This is a genomic window from Pseudarthrobacter naphthalenicus, from assembly GCF_029076445.1.
In the GTDB taxonomy this organism is placed as follows: domain Bacteria; phylum Actinomycetota; class Actinomycetes; order Actinomycetales; family Micrococcaceae; genus Arthrobacter; species Arthrobacter naphthalenicus.
In genome coordinates this window covers 1-15,446 of the sequence record NZ_JARESG010000001.1, presented here as the reverse complement: position 1 = coordinate 15,446, position 15,446 = coordinate 1, and the positions used below count along the sequence as shown (strand labels likewise).

General features: G+C 66.6%; 13 protein-coding genes and 1 pseudogene. 7 read left to right on the top strand and 7 right to left on the bottom strand.

The genetic code is table 11. The features are described 5' to 3' along the window. Window positions 1-12 precede the first annotated feature (12 nt). Both PY310_RS00070 and PY310_RS00065 read left to right on the top strand, forming a co-directional pair. A pseudogene (locus tag PY310_RS00070) lies at window positions 13-669 on the top strand (trimeric intracellular cation channel family protein); the annotation flags it as partial. A 90-nt stretch (window positions 670-759) separates the two neighbouring features. Next, the gene (locus tag PY310_RS00065) at window positions 760-1,185 is read left to right on the top strand and encodes a hypothetical protein (protein WP_275212477.1); all 426 of its coding nucleotides are present in this window, start codon (window positions 760-762) and stop codon (window positions 1,183-1,185) included. 154 nt (window positions 1,186-1,339) lie between these two features. Here PY310_RS00065 and PY310_RS00060 read toward each other — a convergent pair whose 3' ends face one another. The 6 genes from PY310_RS00060 to PY310_RS00035 form a co-directional block, all read right to left on the bottom strand. After that, the gene (locus tag PY310_RS00060; RefSeq protein ID WP_275212108.1) at window positions 1,340-2,179 is read right to left on the bottom strand and encodes a type IV toxin-antitoxin system AbiEi family antitoxin domain-containing protein; all 840 of its coding nucleotides are present in this window, start codon (window positions 2,177-2,179) and stop codon (window positions 1,340-1,342) included. 423 nt (window positions 2,180-2,602) lie between these two features. Beyond that, window positions 2,603-3,703 (bottom strand): polyprenyl synthetase family protein, encoded by a 1,101-nt coding sequence (locus PY310_RS00055; protein WP_275212106.1) that lies wholly within the window; start codon window positions 3,701-3,703, stop codon window positions 2,603-2,605. After that, window positions 3,700-5,031 (bottom strand): geranylgeranyl reductase family protein, encoded by a 1,332-nt coding sequence (locus tag PY310_RS00050; protein ID WP_275212105.1) that lies wholly within the window; start codon window positions 5,029-5,031, stop codon window positions 3,700-3,702. Before PY310_RS00050 ends, PY310_RS00055 begins: the two co-directional genes overlap by 4 nt. A gap of 5 nt (window positions 5,032-5,036) precedes the next feature. After that, window positions 5,037-5,813 carry a demethylmenaquinone methyltransferase gene (locus PY310_RS00045; RefSeq protein ID WP_275212104.1) on the bottom strand — a complete coding sequence of 259 codons (777 nt, stop codon included), beginning with the start codon at window positions 5,811-5,813 and terminating at the stop codon, window positions 5,037-5,039. A gap of 12 nt (window positions 5,814-5,825) precedes the next feature. Beyond that, window positions 5,826-6,842 (bottom strand): L-idonate 5-dehydrogenase, encoded by a 1,017-nt coding sequence (locus PY310_RS00040; RefSeq protein ID WP_275212103.1) that lies wholly within the window; start codon window positions 6,840-6,842, stop codon window positions 5,826-5,828. Continuing rightward, window positions 6,839-8,221, bottom strand: a complete 1,383-nt coding sequence (locus tag PY310_RS00035) for an MFS transporter (protein WP_275212102.1) — start codon at window positions 8,219-8,221, stop codon at window positions 6,839-6,841. Before PY310_RS00035 ends, PY310_RS00040 begins: the two co-directional genes overlap by 4 nt. Before the next feature lie 198 nt (window positions 8,222-8,419). Between PY310_RS00035 and PY310_RS00030 the strand changes: the two genes are divergently transcribed. From PY310_RS00030 to PY310_RS00010, 5 genes are all read left to right on the top strand, one after another. Next, window positions 8,420-9,133, top strand: coding sequence for a GntR family transcriptional regulator (locus PY310_RS00030; protein WP_275212101.1), 714 nt, complete (start codon window positions 8,420-8,422; stop codon window positions 9,131-9,133). A gap of 110 nt (window positions 9,134-9,243) precedes the next feature. Next, entirely contained in the window at window positions 9,244-10,617 is a 1,374-nt protein-coding gene (locus PY310_RS00025) for an isochorismate synthase (protein WP_275212100.1), read from the top strand. Between the two features lie 225 nt (window positions 10,618-10,842). Beyond that, on the top strand, window positions 10,843-11,643 hold the full coding sequence (locus tag PY310_RS00020) for an ABC transporter substrate-binding protein (RefSeq protein ID WP_275212099.1): 801 nt from the start codon (window positions 10,843-10,845) through the stop codon (window positions 11,641-11,643). 112 nt (window positions 11,644-11,755) lie between these two features. Then, complete coding sequence (locus tag PY310_RS00015) at window positions 11,756-12,547, top strand: amino acid ABC transporter permease (protein ID WP_275212098.1); 792 nt, start codon at window positions 11,756-11,758, stop codon at window positions 12,545-12,547. Between the two features lie 11 nt (window positions 12,548-12,558). Next, window positions 12,559-13,362 carry an amino acid ABC transporter ATP-binding protein gene (locus PY310_RS00010; RefSeq protein ID WP_275212097.1) on the top strand — a complete coding sequence of 268 codons (804 nt, stop codon included), beginning with the start codon at window positions 12,559-12,561 and terminating at the stop codon, window positions 13,360-13,362. 15 nt (window positions 13,363-13,377) lie between these two features. On the opposite strand, the gene menD is transcribed toward PY310_RS00010, so the two are convergent. Then, complete coding sequence (menD, locus tag PY310_RS00005; RefSeq protein WP_275212096.1) at window positions 13,378-15,141, bottom strand: 2-succinyl-5-enolpyruvyl-6-hydroxy-3-cyclohexene-1-carboxylic-acid synthase; 1,764 nt, start codon at window positions 15,139-15,141, stop codon at window positions 13,378-13,380. Window positions 15,142-15,446 lie beyond the last annotated feature (305 nt).

Genomic DNA, 15,446 nt, shown 5'->3' with positions numbered 1-15,446 from the left:
GCGGGGACGCCCATGACATTCGCTTTTGACTCGGCTCCAGTGTGGCTGGACCTCGTGGGCGTGTTCTTCTTCGCAGTGTCCGGCTCACTGCTGGCGGCCCGGAAAAACATCGACATTGTGGGGTCCCTGCTCCTGGCCTCCCTCGTGGGCCTGGGCGGCGGCATCATCCGGGACCTGATCCTGAGCAATGGTCCGCCCGCTGCCTTCAGCAACCCGGCCTACCTGTTCCCGCCGCTGCTGGCCACGGTGCTCGTCTACTCCCTCTATACCAGCGTGGAGCGCTTCACCTCGCTGCTGGTCCTGTTCGACGCCGGCGGGCTGGCCCTGTTCTGCATGACCGGCACCGTCAAGGCCCTCGACGCCGGCATGAATCCGGTGGCCGCGGCGCTGCTGGGTGTGATGACAGCGGTGGGCGGCGGCCTGTTGCGCGATGTCACGGCCAACGAGGTTCCTGAGCTCTTCAACCCCAGGGACATCTACGCCCTGCCGGCCTTCCTGGGGGCCGGGCTGACGGCCGGGCTGTGGAGTGCGGGTGCCTTCAACGTGTTCACGGCCGCAGCGGTGGCCGCCGTGGTGTTCACGTTCCGGGTCCTGGCCTGGCGCCGGTCCTGGCGGGCCCCGTTGGCCGTCCACGGCTGGCACCGGCGGGGTGACGATGAGGCCGGTTCCGGGCCTTCTGCCGCAGGGGGGGCCCGGGGACGAACCGCGGCCCGGCAGCGGCGGCACTTCGGGCCCCGGCAATTAGCTAGGATTGGGTCCATGACTGACATGTTCCTCGAGAAGTTCCGTGCGCTTGTTCCGAAGTACCTCGAGGACGAATGGCAGGAAGAGGACGGCCTGTCCGAAGCGGAACTGGACGCGGCACTCGCCGAACACCAGTTCCAGGTTCCGCTGGTCCTGCGCGAGTTCTACCAGGCCCTCGGCGGCTGCGAAGACCTCATGGAGGCCTACCACTACTTCTGGGACCCCGAAGAGCTGGAAGTTGATGACGAGGGCTTCCTGATGTTCCTCGAAGACGAAGAGGAACAGTTCACCTGGGGCTTCCGGGTGGGCGATCTCGGCGTCCCGGACCCCATCGTCTACCGCCGCAACAACGCCCGCGGCCAGTGGAAGAGCGAGGAAGGCACCTTCTCCGAGTTCGTGTTCGACATGTTCGAGTGGGCCTTCAACGACGAAGAGGACTAGCCGGCGTCCCGGCTGCCGGCGGTGCTGGCGCGAGCCGGCGCGAGCCGCCGCCGTCGTGGGGCACTTTGACGCAGCTGTGGCGTCATTTTCGTCTGGTTCCGCGGCAGAGGCCACCAAAGTGCCCCGCGACGGCAGTGAAGCACGACGGCGGCAGTCACCTTCTGCGGAAAGCTCCGCTCCGGAACTGCTCCAGCACCGCGAGCACCTCCGCCACCATCCGCTCAGGGTGATGGACGACGTCGTCATAGCCGAATCTGAGGCCGAGATGCCCGCCGATGAGGGTGGCATTGTTGCGCTTCCGGTCCTTTTTCACCTGCCGTGGCTCCAAGTGCGTTTCTCCGTCGGTTTCCACCACGAGGCACTCCTCAATGAGGAAGTCCACCTCGCCCACCCCCGGAAGCTCTACATGCCTGCGCACATGCAGCCCCGCCCGCCGGAAGTGGTAATTAGCCAGCACTTCAAGGATGGAATCCGCCCTCGGGATCAAGCTGTCCAGGACGGCCCTGGCCCGGGCATTGCGGTTGCCGGGTAACTTGCGCCGCAGGAACTCCACGGTGACGTCTCCCCGCTGGGTTGCGGACTGAAGCATGACCAACGCCTCCGCCTCGGGCAGGCAGCGTAGGGCGTGGATCAGGACATCAACCAGGCCGGCCACCGGCAGCCAGGGGTGGCGCGGATGAGGGCATCGTCCATGCGCCACCGTCCCCGCCGGCGCCCTCTTGTGCCCCGGACTCAGATGCACGGAAGTCGTATCATTTAGCGTCCAAAGCCTGTACGTGGGGGCGGCCGACAAACAGGTCAGCAGGGCATTGTGCTGCAGCGCCAGGCCCAGGGCCCCGCCCTCTCTCGGCAGGCCGTAGACGCCGCGCCGAATCCGCACAATGCGTCCGGCCGAGACTGCTTTGTTGAGGTGCGCCCGCGAAAATCCAGCCCCACGGAGCGTCGAAGTCCGGGTTACGCCGGCCCGCAGGCCAAGGAAGGTCTCCATATTCATGGTTCGACCGTGCCAGCGGGCTGCAGGTGATGGCAGGTCCGTGCCTGGCCATGTGGACAACTCCCGCTCCCGGGGCACTTTGACACGGACACGCCGGCTCCGAGGCGTGGAAGGCGCTCTCAGGGCAGCAATGTGCCCCGCGAAGAATCCGGAAAGTTTATGACACACCCGTAACAGCAGGCTTGCACTCTGTGACAGACCTGTCATAAACTATTCACGGATCCGCTAAACGCCTCCGGCGGGTCTGATGCGAACGGAGATATAGCCCCGGTTCGATGCAGCGTATGACTCGTGACGCTGCTGAGAACCGGGGCTATTGCATTTAAACCGGCTGCCCCGCGGGCAGATGGATAGTCCCAAGCCAACAAAAAGCGGGCCCCGCCAAGGTGTCCCCCGGCAGGGCCCGCTTCAACGACAGCAGAATCAGCTCGCGCGGTCCACTACGGCAAGCGCGAAGTTGGACAGCGAGTCCTTCACTACGCCCTCGGGCAACGGCGCCAGCGCGGCAATGGCTTCGTCGGCCCAGCGCCGGGCAATCACCCAGGACTCGGCAGTTACGGGGTGCTCGCGCAGCCCGGCAACGGCAGCGGCCAAGGCAGTATCCGATGACAGATCCCCGTCAATGAGCTTCAAAAGCTCGACGGCGGACTGGTCGCCGGCCGCTGCGTCGCGGCGCAGGAACAGCACTGGCAGGGTGGGGACACCTTCGCGAAGGTCGGTGCCCGGGGACTTGCCCGACTTAACCTTGACGCCGGTGACATCGATGACATCATCGGCGAGCTGGAAGGCCACGCCCACCTTTTCGCCGTACTCCACCAGAATGTCCTCGAAGGCCTCATCGGCGCCGGAGAAAATGGCGCCGAACTGGCCGGAGGCCGCCACCAGCGAGCCGGTCTTGTCCGCGATCACCGAGAGGTAGTGCTCCACGGGATCCTCGTCCGGGCGGGGGCCCACGGTTTCGTGCAGCTGGCCCAGGCACAGGCGTTCAAAGGTGCGGGCCTGGATGCCCAGCGCACGCCCCCCGAGCTCTGACACCAGGATGGAGGCGCGGGCAAAAATGAGGTCGCCGGTCAGGACAGCGACGGAGTTGCCCCATACTTCGTGGGCCGTGGGGGCGCCGCGGCGGAACGGTGCTGAGTCCATAACATCGTCGTGGTAGAGCGTGGCAAGGTGGGTCAGTTCCACCACCACCGCCGCCTGCACCACAGCAGGCAAGGAAGCGTCGCCAAGGTGGGCGCACAGCAGCGTCAGCAGCGGCCGGACACGCTTGCCGCCGGCCTCCACGAGGTGCCGCGATGTTGCGTCAGCCAACGGATCGGAGTTGGCAATGGCCTCGCGGAGCTTCTTCTCCACCCTGGCCAGGTTGGTGGTGATGGCGGGGCCTAGCTCGGCATCCTCCGCGATCGCCGCGAAGCCTGCCGGCAGCTGAAGTGCCGTGGCAATCGCGGTGGTGTTGAGGCTGGGTTCGGTGTCCGGCAGGCCGTGCCCGGCATGCGTCCAGCTGTGGTCTGCAGAGTTGGTCACGGGTTAACCCTAACTTTTTGTTGCGGATACCGCTGGTTCGTAGCCGATGGACTGTTGGACGTGGCCGGGACAAGGGATTCCAGGACGCGGATGACCCGGTCCTCAAAGCCCTTCGCCGCCGGGTCTGTCAGGTTAGCGAGCAGCCGCACCACAAAGCGCATCAGCACCGGAATCGGCATCCCGGTCCGCAGGGCGAGCTTCATGACAGCGGGCTTTCCGATCAGCGCGGCAAATGCCCGCCCCAGCGTGAAGTGCGATCCCCACTGATTGCGCACATAGTCCGCGTATCCGGCGAGGTGCGCGTCGGCGTCGTACGTTGGCCCCGCGGAAACAGAGCGCGCGGAGGCGTCAATGATGAACTCGGCGGCGAACCGCGCGGACTCCATGGCGTAGGAAATGCCCTCGCCGTTGAACGGGGACACCATGCCGCCGGCATCGCCCAGGAGCAGCAGGCCGGGCGAATAGTGCGGGGTGCGGTTGAAGCCCATGGGCAGCGCCGCGCCGCGGATTTCGCCCACCTGGTTCTCCGGGCTGAAGCCCCACTCGGCGGGCATGCCGGCGGTCCACTCGCGCAGGACCTGCTTGTAGTCCAGCTTGCCGAATTCCTTGGAGGAGTTCAGGATGCCCAGGCCGACGTTGGAGGTGCCGTCGCCGACGCCGAACACCCAGCCGTAGCCGGGAAGCAGTTTTCCGTCGCGGCCGGGGAGCTCCAGCCAGCCTTCCATCCAGTCGTCGTCGTGCCGGGGCGAGGTGAAGTAGGTGCGGACCGCGACGCCGAGGGGGCGGTCGTCGCGCTTCTGGATACCCAGCGACACGGCGGTTCGCGTGGAGTTGCCGTCCGCTGCGAGTACGACGTCGGCACTGAAGTCGCGCGTCTCCCCCGTCTTGCGTCCGGACTCGTCCAGGAGCGCTGCGCGGACGCCGGTCACCCGGCCATCTTCAGACCGCAGGGCTTCCGTGACGCTGTGCCGCTCGAGGATTTCGGCGCCGGCGGCCTGGGCGTGCCGGGCCAATTCCTCGTCAAAGCCCAGCCGGGTGCGGATGAGGCCGTACTCCGGGAAGTCGGAAACCTCGGGCCAGGGCAGCTCGATGGTCCGTCCGCCGGCAATGAGCCGCAGGCCCTTGTTGCGGCGCCAGCCTTCCGATTCGGGGTGCGGCAGGCCGAGCTTCTGGATTTCGCGGACGGCGCGCGGGGTAAGGCCGTCGCCGCAGACCTTCTCGCGCGGGAAGCTGGTCTTTTCCAGGACGGTCACACTGATGCCTGCCTTGGCAAGGTAGTAGGCAGCGGTGGAGCCGGCCGGCCCGGCGCCGACAATAAGTACGTTCACAGGTATCAGCGGGTGATGTTGCGGCGCAGCTTGGCCACGGGGCCCTTGTGCGCGGCGATGGCGGCAGCACTGCCGTCGGGAGTTGATTCGAGCGGCTTGGTTGCCCGGTGAACGGCCACAATCCCGCCGGTCAGGTTGCGGTAGGTGACCTTTTCCCAGCCCGATTCCTCCAGCCATGCGGCCAGATGGTCCTGGTCCGGCCAGGCTCGGATGGACTCGGCGAGGTAAACATACGCGTCCGGGTTGGAGGCAACCTTCACGGCGATGGCGGGAAGGGCACGCATGAGGTATTCGGTATACATCGTGCGCCACAGCGGGACTACGGGCGCCGAGAACTCGGCGATGACAAGCTTGCCGCCGGGCTTGGTGACGCGCAGCATTTCGGCCAGCGCCTTCTTGGGCTCGTTGACGTTGCGCAGCCCGAAGGAGATGGTGCTCGCGTCGAAGCTGTTGTCAGCGAAGGGCAGGTTGGTGGCGTCACCGGCAACGAAGTTGATGTCCGGGCGGCGGCGTTTGCCGACCTTCAGCATGCCGAGGGAGAAGTCACAGGCCACGACGTCTATTCCCGCGTCGGCATACGGCTCGCTGGAGGTCCCGGTTCCGGCTGCCAGGTCGAGTACCCGCTGGCCGGCTTTGGCGTCCACCGCGTCGACCACGATCTTGCGCCAGCGACGAGTCTGGCCCATCGACAGGACGTCGTTGACGACGTCGTACTTCGGCGCGACGTCGTCAAACATCGTGGCTACTTCGTCCGGACGCTTTTCCAAGGATGCTCGGTTCACTATGACATTGTCTCAGACAAACCTCAGGAGGACTTTCGACGAGCCGGTCCCCCGGTCCGACGCCACCGCAAACGCCTCGGAGACGTCGCCGGCGTCGAATGTGTGGGTCAGCAGAGGTTCCACGTCCAGCCCGTCGGCCAGGTAGGCAAGGGCATCGTCCAGTTCGTCCGCAAAGCGGAAGGTTCCGCGGTAGTCAATCTCACGGAAGACCAGCGCGGCAAGCTCGGTGGTCACCGGCCCGGCGGGCAGGTTGCCCACCTGGACCACGGTGCCGCCACGGCGTACGGACGCCAGGACGCCGCCCAGGGCGCCGGGGGCGCCTGAGGCCTCGAACGCCACGTCCACGTCAGGGAGCCGGGCACCGGAACCCACCAGCACCACACGGTCGGCCCCCATGCGCTTCGCGATCGCCAAGGATGTTTCGGACAGGTCGCTGGCCACGACGGAGGCAGCACCGGCACGGCAGGCTGCCGCCACCACCAAGGCACCGATGGGCCCGGCACCGTTGACCAGGACGTCCTTGCCGGCCAGGCTGCCTGCCCGGCCCACCGCGTGGATCGCCACGGCGAGCGGTTCCGCGACGGCGGCATGGCGTGTGCTGACGCCCGCAGGCAACCGCCGAAGCTGCCTAGCCGGGACGGCCTTCCGCGATGCGAAGGCACCGTCTGTGTGGGGCCGGTGCGCGGCACTGCCGTAGTAGGTGACCTGCGGGCACAGGTTGGTGCGGCCGGCCAGGCAGTCCGCGCATTCACCGCAGAACACGGCGGGGTGGACCGTCACGGCATCGCCAACTGCGAAGTCCGCCACCCCCTCGCCGAGCCTGGAGATCCGGCCGGCCACCTCGTGTCCGAGCACCATGGGGTCTGCCAGGATGCTGAGTCCGGAAGCGCCATGGCTGACGTAGTGCAGGTCCGAGCCGCAGATTCCGCCGTATTCGACGTCGATAATCACCGAGCCGGCCGGGCACTCCGGGTCGGGACGATCCTCAAGACGCAGGTCTCCGGCGGAATGGACCACTACTGCTTTCATACTGCGTCCTCCACGAGGGTCAGGTCCCGTCCCTTGGTTTCGGGGGCGAGGAATGTGGCCACGAAGGCGATGGCTGAGTAGAGGACCATCATTCCGGCGACGGGCCACCAGGAGTTGGTGAACAGGGCCAGCAGGCCTGCAGCGATGATGGGGGCCAGTCCGCCCGAGAGCACGCCGCCGATTTCCTTGGCCAAAGCCAGCTGGGTGTAGCGGTTGCGGGAGCCGAAGAGTTCGTTCACATAGGCAGACTGGACCGAGAACATGCCGAGCACGGAGATGGAGAGGCCGATGATCAGGGCCAGTGAGACCAGCAGCGGATCGCGGGTCTGCATCATCAGCAGGGCCGGGATGGCGAAGAGCATCTGGAAGCCGGACAGTGCGCGGTACATGGCGCGGCGCCCCACCTTGTCGGAAAGCCAGCCGGCGAGCGGGACCGTGGCGAAACCGAGGAACGAGCCGATCAGCAGAGCGAACGTTCCCACGCTCTTGTCCATGCTCAGGCCGGTCACGATGTAGCCGATGAGGAAGGTCTGGATCATGGCCGAGTTGCCGGATTCGCCGATCCGCAGGGCCATCGCCAGGAAGAAGGCCTTGCCTTTGCGCTTGGACTTGGCGGCGGTGGGCGCGCCAACTGCAGACTGTCCGACGGTGGTGGAGTTCGCCGCGAAGGCGGCGGCAGCAGCGGCGTCGGCGGCGTCCAACTCCCGGGTGGCCTCGAAAACGGGGCTTTCCTTCAGGTTGCGGCGCATCCACAGCGCGTAGAGGGTGATGCCGATGCTGGCGATGAACGGCAGGCGCCAGCCCCAGCTCATGAGCGCTTCCTCCGGCAGCAGTGTCAGCAGGACCCACAGGCCGGAGGCCAGCAGCGTGCCGGAGTTGGTGCCGAGGCAGACGAATGAAGCGATCAGGCCGCGCTTCTTCGGCGGCGCGTATTCAGCCAGCATGACTGACGCGCCGGAAAGTTCGGCGCCGGCGCCGAAGCCCTGGGCCAGGCGCAGGACCACGAGCAGGATCGGCGCTGCGAGCCCGATCTGGGCGTAGCCGGGCAGGAACCCGATGAGCATCGTGGATATCCCCATCATCATGATGGTGATCACCAGGACCTTCTTGCGGCCCACGCGGTCGCCCATCCGTCCGAAGAACCAGGCGCCGACCGGGCGGGCCAGGAAGCCGACGCCATAGGTGATGAAAGCGACCAGCAGTCCCACGACGGGGTCGAAGTTGGGGAAGAAGATTTTGGGGAAGATGATGGCTGCTGCCAGCGAGTAGAGCTGGAAGTCCATATACTCCATGGCTGTTCCGAGCCAGCCGGATACTGCTGTCCTGATGAGGTCTTTGGATGAGCGCTGGGTGGCGCCGACCTGGATTGCTGCCGTCATGAACCCCTCTGTTCTACGGGTCTGGCCGGATGCACAGCTTCAATGATGCGGCATGGGCGAGACGTTTTTTTGTTCCCACATTGGAACAACGACTGCCATTCAAGCACTGCCATACCAGTGTGTCAAGAGGTGTCTGGCAGCCTTCGGGGGCTCCGGACTGAAGGCGCCGTAGCCCGTCAGCCCGGCTAATGTTGAGGCATGGCCGCCACCGACAGCACCCCGCGCATCTCTGCCAGGATGATGGCGTATGCGCAGATCCGTGAGCGCATCATCTCCGGCGAGGATGCGCCCGGCACCCTTCTCTCCGAGAACGAGCTTGCCCACCACCTGGGCACCAGCCGCCAGCCGATCCGCGAGGCGCTGATGCTGATCGCGCAGGAAGGGCTGGTGGAGATCCGCCCGCAGAGCGGCACGTACGTGACTTATCTGGACCCCGATACGGTGGCCCAGGCCCAGTTCATCCGCGAAGCCATCGAGGTAGCGTCGCTGGCTGACTGCGCCAACAAAATCACGCCCGATGCCGCCGCCGCGCTCTACGAACTGCTGGACAGGCAGGACGCGTGCACCAGCCGCGAGGAGTTCTATCCGCTGGACGAGGACTTCCACCGCACCCTGCTTGCCCTTGCCGGCCATGAAACAGCGTGGGCCACCGTCTCCAACGCCAAGGGCCATCTGGACCGCGCCCGCTACCTGGGACTGAGCGGCTACCGCGGCATCACGGAATACGCTGCAGACCACCGTCAGGTGCTTGACGCGCTCCTGGCCGGGGACCTGCCGGCCGCTCAGGATTGCCTGCGCAGTCACCTGCGCTTCATTCTGGATGATGTCCGGAGCATGCGCGCGTCGCGGCCGGAGCTGTTCTCGGCCCCTGCCGTGCCGGAACGCCGGACGGGCAGGCCGGCCCGGGTCTGAGGGCCGAGGCTCCCCCGAGCCGGGTCCAGGGCCGGCTTGGGACCGGGTCCAGGGCGTTCCGGCAGGGCCGACACAGCCCGCATCGGCCGCCAGAGTACTGTTGTCTCATCATGACGAGCACGTTCCGCACCCTCACGGTCCCCCTGGATGGCAACGCGTCTGCCGGCGGCCTTCCGCAGTTCCTGGTCCGGGACGATGTCCTCTGCTGGACCCGCCGCGAAGCCGGCCTCGTGGGCTTCGGCGAGATCACCCGTTTCACCGCAACCGGCCCGGAGCGCTTCCTCGAGGCCGACATCTGGTGGCGCCACCTCGTCCTCGAGGCAGATATCACCGACTCGGTTGTCCTGCCGGGCACCGGCCCGGTCGCCTTCGGCTCCTTCGCCTTCTCCAAAAAGTCCGCCCACGAATCGCGCCTGATCGTTCCGGAGATCGTGGTGGGCGTCCGCGACGGCCAGTACTGGCTCACGCAGTTAACCCTCGACGACGGCGAACTCACCAGGGAGGGCGCCCTCGCCGCCCTGGACCGCTGGCTCAGTGGTGGCAGCACCGCCCCCGCCCCCGCTGCGGCGGGCGGCACCCCCGGCGAGGTCCCCGCACCGGCGGGTGGCGCCGTCGTCCGTCCTGTGCCGCTGGCTGCCGGGGCCACCATGCATACAGGGTCGCTGAGCGAGGAAGACTGGATGGCCGCCGTGACGGCCGGAGTGGCGGAAATCCGCACCGGGGCGCTGGAGAAGCTGGTGCTGGCGCGCGACATTGTGGCCACCGTTCCGTCGGGCGTGAACGCGGCAAAGGTGCTGCGTGAACTCGCCGTCCGCTACCGGGAATGCTGGACGTACGGGGTGGACGGGCTGGTGGGCGCAACGCCGGAGATGCTGATCCAAGTGGAGGGCCGCACCGCCCAGGCGCGTGTTCTGGCCGGCACGCTGGACCGCCGCGACGCGCACGGCGAGGACGGACTTCCGATGGAGTATGCCGAGCGTGTGCTGGCCGGCTCGGAGAAGCAGCGGCACGAACACGAGATCGCAATCCAGTCGCTGACCTCCCAACTGGCGCCGTTCTCCGAGGCCATGAACGCCCACGACGAACCCTTCATCCTTGAACTGCCCAACGTCTGGCATCTGGCCTCGGACGTGAAGGCCGAGCTCACCGAGGTGGAGGGGCACGTGCCCACCTCCCTTGCGCTGATCAACGCGCTGCATCCGACGGCCGCCGTCTGCGGCACTCCCACGGAGGTAGCCGGGGCGCTGATCCGGAAGCTGGAGCATCTGGACCGCGGACCGTATGCGGGGCCGGTGGGCTGGCTGGACGCAGCCGGCAACGGCGAATGGGGCATCGCGCTGCGCGGAGCGGTCATCGAGGACCCGCATACCCTGAGGTTATATGCCGGCTGTGGAATTGTTGACGGCTCGCTGCCGGAGGCCGAACTGGCCGAGACGTGGGCGAAATTCCGGCCCATGCTGGAGTCGCTGGGCATCGCCAACTAGGTAGCGCTAAGTGTCGTTTTGGGGGCTCAAAACGACACTTAGCGCTACTTACTTGGGCGGGGGGTCCGGGATTCCGGACACCCGCCCGCTTGGGACGCTTGCACTGGGCTCCGAAATAGTTATCCAATAGTGAAACTTAGTTTCGTGTGATGCACATCTCTCATTCGGCGATACACTATGAACCGATTTAGTACCGCATACCCCTGCAACAAAAGGTTAATAAACATGCAGCTCAAGTCCCTGGCCCAGGCCAAAATCGCCGCCAAGGCAGCAGCAATCCTCGCCGCCGGCGCCCTCACCCTCACTGCCTGCGGCGGCACCTCCGCCCCGGCAGCCTCGGAGGGCGGCGTCCAGCTCATCAACGCCGGCAAGCTCACTGTCTGCTCCGACGTCCCCTACGAACCGTTCGAATTCCAGAAGGACGGCCAGATCGTCGGCTTCGACGTGGACATCGCCAAGGAAGTCGCCAAGGACCTCAACGCCGAACTGAGCATCGTGGACAGCTCCTTCGAAGCCATCGAGACCGGAACCGCCCTGACCGGCTGCGACGTCTCCATCTCTTCGGTTTCCATCACGGACGTCCGCAAGTCCGTGATGGACTTCTCCAACCCGTACATGGATGACGACCTCACCCTGGCCGCCACCACGGCGTCCGGAATCACGGACATCAACAGCGCCAAGGGCAAGAAGGTCGGCGTCCAGCAGGCCACCACCGGCGCCAAGTACGCGTCCGAAAAGGGCATCGACGCACAGCAGTTCGAGGACAGCGGCCTCCTGGTCCAGGCCCTCCAGGCCGGCACCATTGACGCCGCCCTGGGCAACCAGTCGGTCCTCGGCTACGCCATCAAGGACGATCCCAAGTTCAAGCGCGTCGAGAACTACGCCACGGGCGAGAAGCTGGGCATCGCCATCAAGAAGGGCAACACTGCCATGGCGGACAAGGTCAACGGAACCCTGAAGCGCCTGACGGATGACGGCACGCTGAAGAAGTTCCAAACCACCTGGTTCGGCGAAGCCGCCAAGTAAAGTTCTCGGACAGAGACCTTCACAGACCTGAGAACTACGCCGCTGGGGCCCCTGATGAGCTGCACCGCAGCCCGTCCGGGGCCTCAGCCACGCAAATGAATGTGAGCACCCTATGGCAATGACCGCACGTCAACGGGCCAGAGTGAGCCTGTATGTCCAGATTGGCATCTTTGTTGTGGCCGTGGCCGCGCTGGTCCTGGCTACCGACTGGAAGACCATCGGCACCAGCGTCTTCAACTTCGGCAAGATCGGCCCGATGTTCCCGGACATCTTCCTGGTGGGCCTCAAAAACACCCTGATTTACACGTTCCTGGGCTTCGTGGTGGGCCTCTCGGGCGGCCTGCTGCTGGCCCTGATGAAGCTCTCCAGCTTCCCGCTGTACCGCTGGATCGCCACCGGTTACATCGAGTTCTTCCGCGGCGTGCCGGCGCTGCTGGTGTTCATTGCCTTCGGCTACGGTGTCCCGCTGGCGTTCGGCGTCCAGTGGAACGTCACCCTGATCGTCATGATCTCGCTGGGTATGGTTGCGTCGGCATATATCGCTGAAACCCTCCGCGCCGGCCTGCAGGCGGTGCCGAAGGGCCAGCTGGAAGCTGCCCGGTCGCTCGGCATGCCCCAGTGGCGGGCGATGGTTTCCATCGTCATTCCGCAGGCGTTCAAAATTGTGCTCCCGCCGCTGACCAACGAGGTCATCCTGCTGACCAAGGACTCCTCGCTGATCTACGTCCTGGGCCTGACCGCCTCCCAGTATGAACTGACCAAGTTCGGCCGCGACGGCATCTCCAGCCTCGGTGCTGGCCTCACGCCGCTCCTGGTGGCGGGCGCCTTCTACCTGGTCATCACCATCCCGCTGAGCCTCCTGGCCCGGAAGTTCGAAAGCCGCTCCGCGCGGACCAAGCGATAGGCAGGGAAGCCATGAACGACGTCGTAAATTCCTCCTCCGGCAGCACCAGCACCATCCATGCAGCCGGGGTTTCCATCAAAGACCTGCGCAAATCCTATGGGTCCAACGAGGTCCTCAAAGGCATCAGCCTGAACGTGGCGCCGGGCGAGGTGGTGTGCCTGATCGGGCCCTCCGGCTCCGGCAAGTCCACGCTCCTGCGCTGCGTCAACCTCCTGGAACAGCCCAATGAGGGCGCCATTCACGTGGGCGGCTTCGAAGCCACTGACCCCGACGTGGACATCGATAAGATGCGCCGCAAGGTGGGCATGGTGTTCCAGCAGTTCAACCTGTTCCCGCACCTGAACGCCACGGCGAACTGCACCATCGCCCAGACCAAGGTCCTGAAGCGTTCCCAGGAAGAGGCCACCAAAGTGGCCAAGCACAACCTCGAGCGCGTGGGCCTGGGCCACCTGGCCGACCGTTTCCCGGACCAGCTGTCCGGCGGCCAGCAGCAGCGTGTGGCGATTGCCCGCGCGCTGAGCATGGACCCGGAGCTGATGCTCTTCGATGAGCCCACCTCCGCGCTGGACCCCGAGACCGTGGGCGATGTCCTCTCGGTCATGCGGAACCTGGCCAAGGAAGGCATGACCATGCTGGTGGTCACGCACGAGATGGGCTTTGCCCGCGAAGTGGCGGACCGTGTGGTATTCATGGATGGCGGCGTGGTGGTTGAGGAAGGCGTGGCCGAGCAGGTCATTTCCGCTCCCACCCAGGCCCGCACCAAGGAATTCCTCCGCCGCGTCCTGGATCCGACCCACATCGAGATCGAAGAGTAGGCCGGGAGTCGCGAGCTAGCCGCCGAGAACGCCCGTCACCGCGGCAGATACGGCGGCCCGGATCCGGGCATGCAGGTCCCGCAGGCCCACCCTGTCCGTCCGGACCTCCACGATGCTGCGGCCTTTGAGGGGCGCGGCAAGCGCTTCGGCGAGGCCCGCCGTCGTACTGACCGAGCAGTGCCCGACGCCGTACGCTGCGGCGAGTGCCGCAATGTCCACTGTGTGCGGGGTGCTGAAGAGGCGTTCGACGGCGTCCGGGTAGCCGCCCGCTTCGCGCACCGCGCCGTGCTCGAGGAGGTCAAAAATCGCCCCGCCGGCGTCGTTGAGCACCACGATCCGCAGGTCGGGCACCGCCTCACCCGGGCCGAGAAGCAGGCCGCCGGCGTCGTGCAGGAAGGTCACGTCGCCGAGCAAAAGGGTGGTTCGCTGGCGGCCGCCGAGTGCGATTCCGGTGGCGGTGGAGATGGTGCCGTCGATCCCGGCGAGGCCGCGGTTGGCGTAGACCGTGGCCGCGGGTTCGGCGGCGGGCAGGCCGGCGAGATCGACGTCGCGGATGCCGTTCGAGGAGCCCAGCACCAACTGCCCGCGGGACTGGGCCCAGACCAACGCGCCCGTGGCCGGGCCGAGCGCAGCGTGTTCACCAGCCAGAACCCCGTCGAGGGCGTGCTGCGCGGCCGACCCCGCCAGCAGCCAGGTGTCCAGCCAGTCGGAGGGGCCGCGTCCCGCAAAATCTGCGAGGTCGGCCAGGCTTTCCAGAGGCAGTTCGGTGCGCCGGCCGGGCTCATACCAGGCCACCGGAACCGGCTGGTACAGGGCGGACGGCACGTCGGCCCGGGCCAGCAGCGCAGAAACCGGCCGGGACAGCGTGGGCCGGCCGAAGAGCACCACGCGCTCGATGGGCTGCGCCGCGTCCGGTCCGAAGTGGGACAGCAGCAGCCGGTACGGGCCCACGGCGTTCGGCCCGAAACGGGCGTTGGAGGACGGCTCGGCCAGCAGCGGCAGGCCGTGGGCGCGGGCGAACGCTTCGGCCACCGGACCGGCATCGTGCCCCGCCAGCACCACGGTACGGCGCTCCTCGAGGGAGGAGGCGGCGGCCGGCAGGTTCATGGTGAGCGGCTCGGTGGCGACGCGGAATTTGGACCGCCCGGCCGCCGTCGGAAGCTGCTCCCCCGGCCGAGGCACCAGCGGGTCGCGGAAGGTCAGGTTCAGCTGGACCGGGCCGGGAGCGAGGTCGGAGAACGCGCCGGTGGCGGCGGAAATGGCTGTTTCCACGGCCCGGAGCGGGCTGCTGCCGGCAGGGACGTCAGCCGCGAACCGGACGTGCTCGCCGAACAGGTCCAGCTGGATGGTGGTCTGGTTGGCGCCGGTACCCAGCAGTTCCTCGGGCCGGTCGGCGGACAGCACCACCAGCGGGACCGCCGCATGGTTCGCCTCCATCACGGCCGGCATGAGATTCCCGACGGCGGTCCCGGACGTCGTGAGGACGGCAGCCGGGGAGCCGGTGGACAGGGCAAGTCCGAGCGCTGTGAAGCCGGCGGACCGCTCGTCGATCCTGACCAGCAGCTCCACCTGCCCCGCCGCGGACGCTTCGGCCAGCGCATACGCCATGGGGGCCGAGCGCGACCCCGGCGAGACCACCACGTACTCCACACCGCCGTCGACCAGGGCCCCGACGGCGATCCGGGCCGCCTCGAGCGACGTCAGCGAAGGCGCGGCCTCCGCGGAATCTGCGTCGTCAACATGGGAGGCGTCCGGGGCGGGGTCATTCAGCGAAGTCACCGAACCAGTCTGCCACCCCCGGACGCTCTCTCACTTAATGTCGCTTTAAACCAAACGCTCCATCACTGCCCGCCGCCGCAGCAGAGGGAAGTGATAGAGCGTTGGTCAAAAACCCGCATTAAGTGAGAGAGCGTCCCACCGGGAGGGGTGCGTCGCTGAGGGGTGCGTCGCGGGAGGGCTAGTATTACAGTCGCGTTTATTTTCAGTGCTGTCGGCGTTTTAATCGGACTTCGGCCCAGGATCCTGTTAATCATGACGGGTGAGCGATGATGTTTGGGTGGCAGAAATCCGGGAATGGGCTCAGG

What these genes read in the sequence shown, in the direction of transcription:
- PY310_RS00065 (WP_275212477.1), top strand. Translation starts at nt 760, where the DNA reads ATGACTGACATGTTCCTCGAGAAGTTCCGTGCGCTTGTTCCGAAGTAC.
- PY310_RS00060 (WP_275212108.1), bottom strand. Translation starts at nt 2,179, where the DNA reads ATGAATATGGAGACCTTCCTTGGCCTGCGGGCCGGCGTAACCCGGACT.
- PY310_RS00040 (WP_275212103.1), bottom strand. Translation starts at nt 6,842, where the DNA reads ATGAAAGCAGTAGTGGTCCATTCCGCCGGAGACCTGCGTCTTGAGGAT.
- PY310_RS00035 (WP_275212102.1), bottom strand. Translation starts at nt 8,221, where the DNA reads ATGACGGCAGCAATCCAGGTCGGCGCCACCCAGCGCTCATCCAAAGAC.
- PY310_RS00030 (WP_275212101.1), top strand. Translation starts at nt 8,420, where the DNA reads ATGGCCGCCACCGACAGCACCCCGCGCATCTCTGCCAGGATGATGGCG.
- PY310_RS00025 (WP_275212100.1), top strand. Translation starts at nt 9,244, where the DNA reads ATGACGAGCACGTTCCGCACCCTCACGGTCCCCCTGGATGGCAACGCG.
- PY310_RS00020 (WP_275212099.1), top strand. Translation starts at nt 10,843, where the DNA reads ATGCAGCTCAAGTCCCTGGCCCAGGCCAAAATCGCCGCCAAGGCAGCA.
- PY310_RS00015 (WP_275212098.1), top strand. Translation starts at nt 11,756, where the DNA reads ATGGCAATGACCGCACGTCAACGGGCCAGAGTGAGCCTGTATGTCCAG.
- PY310_RS00010 (WP_275212097.1), top strand. Translation starts at nt 12,559, where the DNA reads ATGAACGACGTCGTAAATTCCTCCTCCGGCAGCACCAGCACCATCCAT.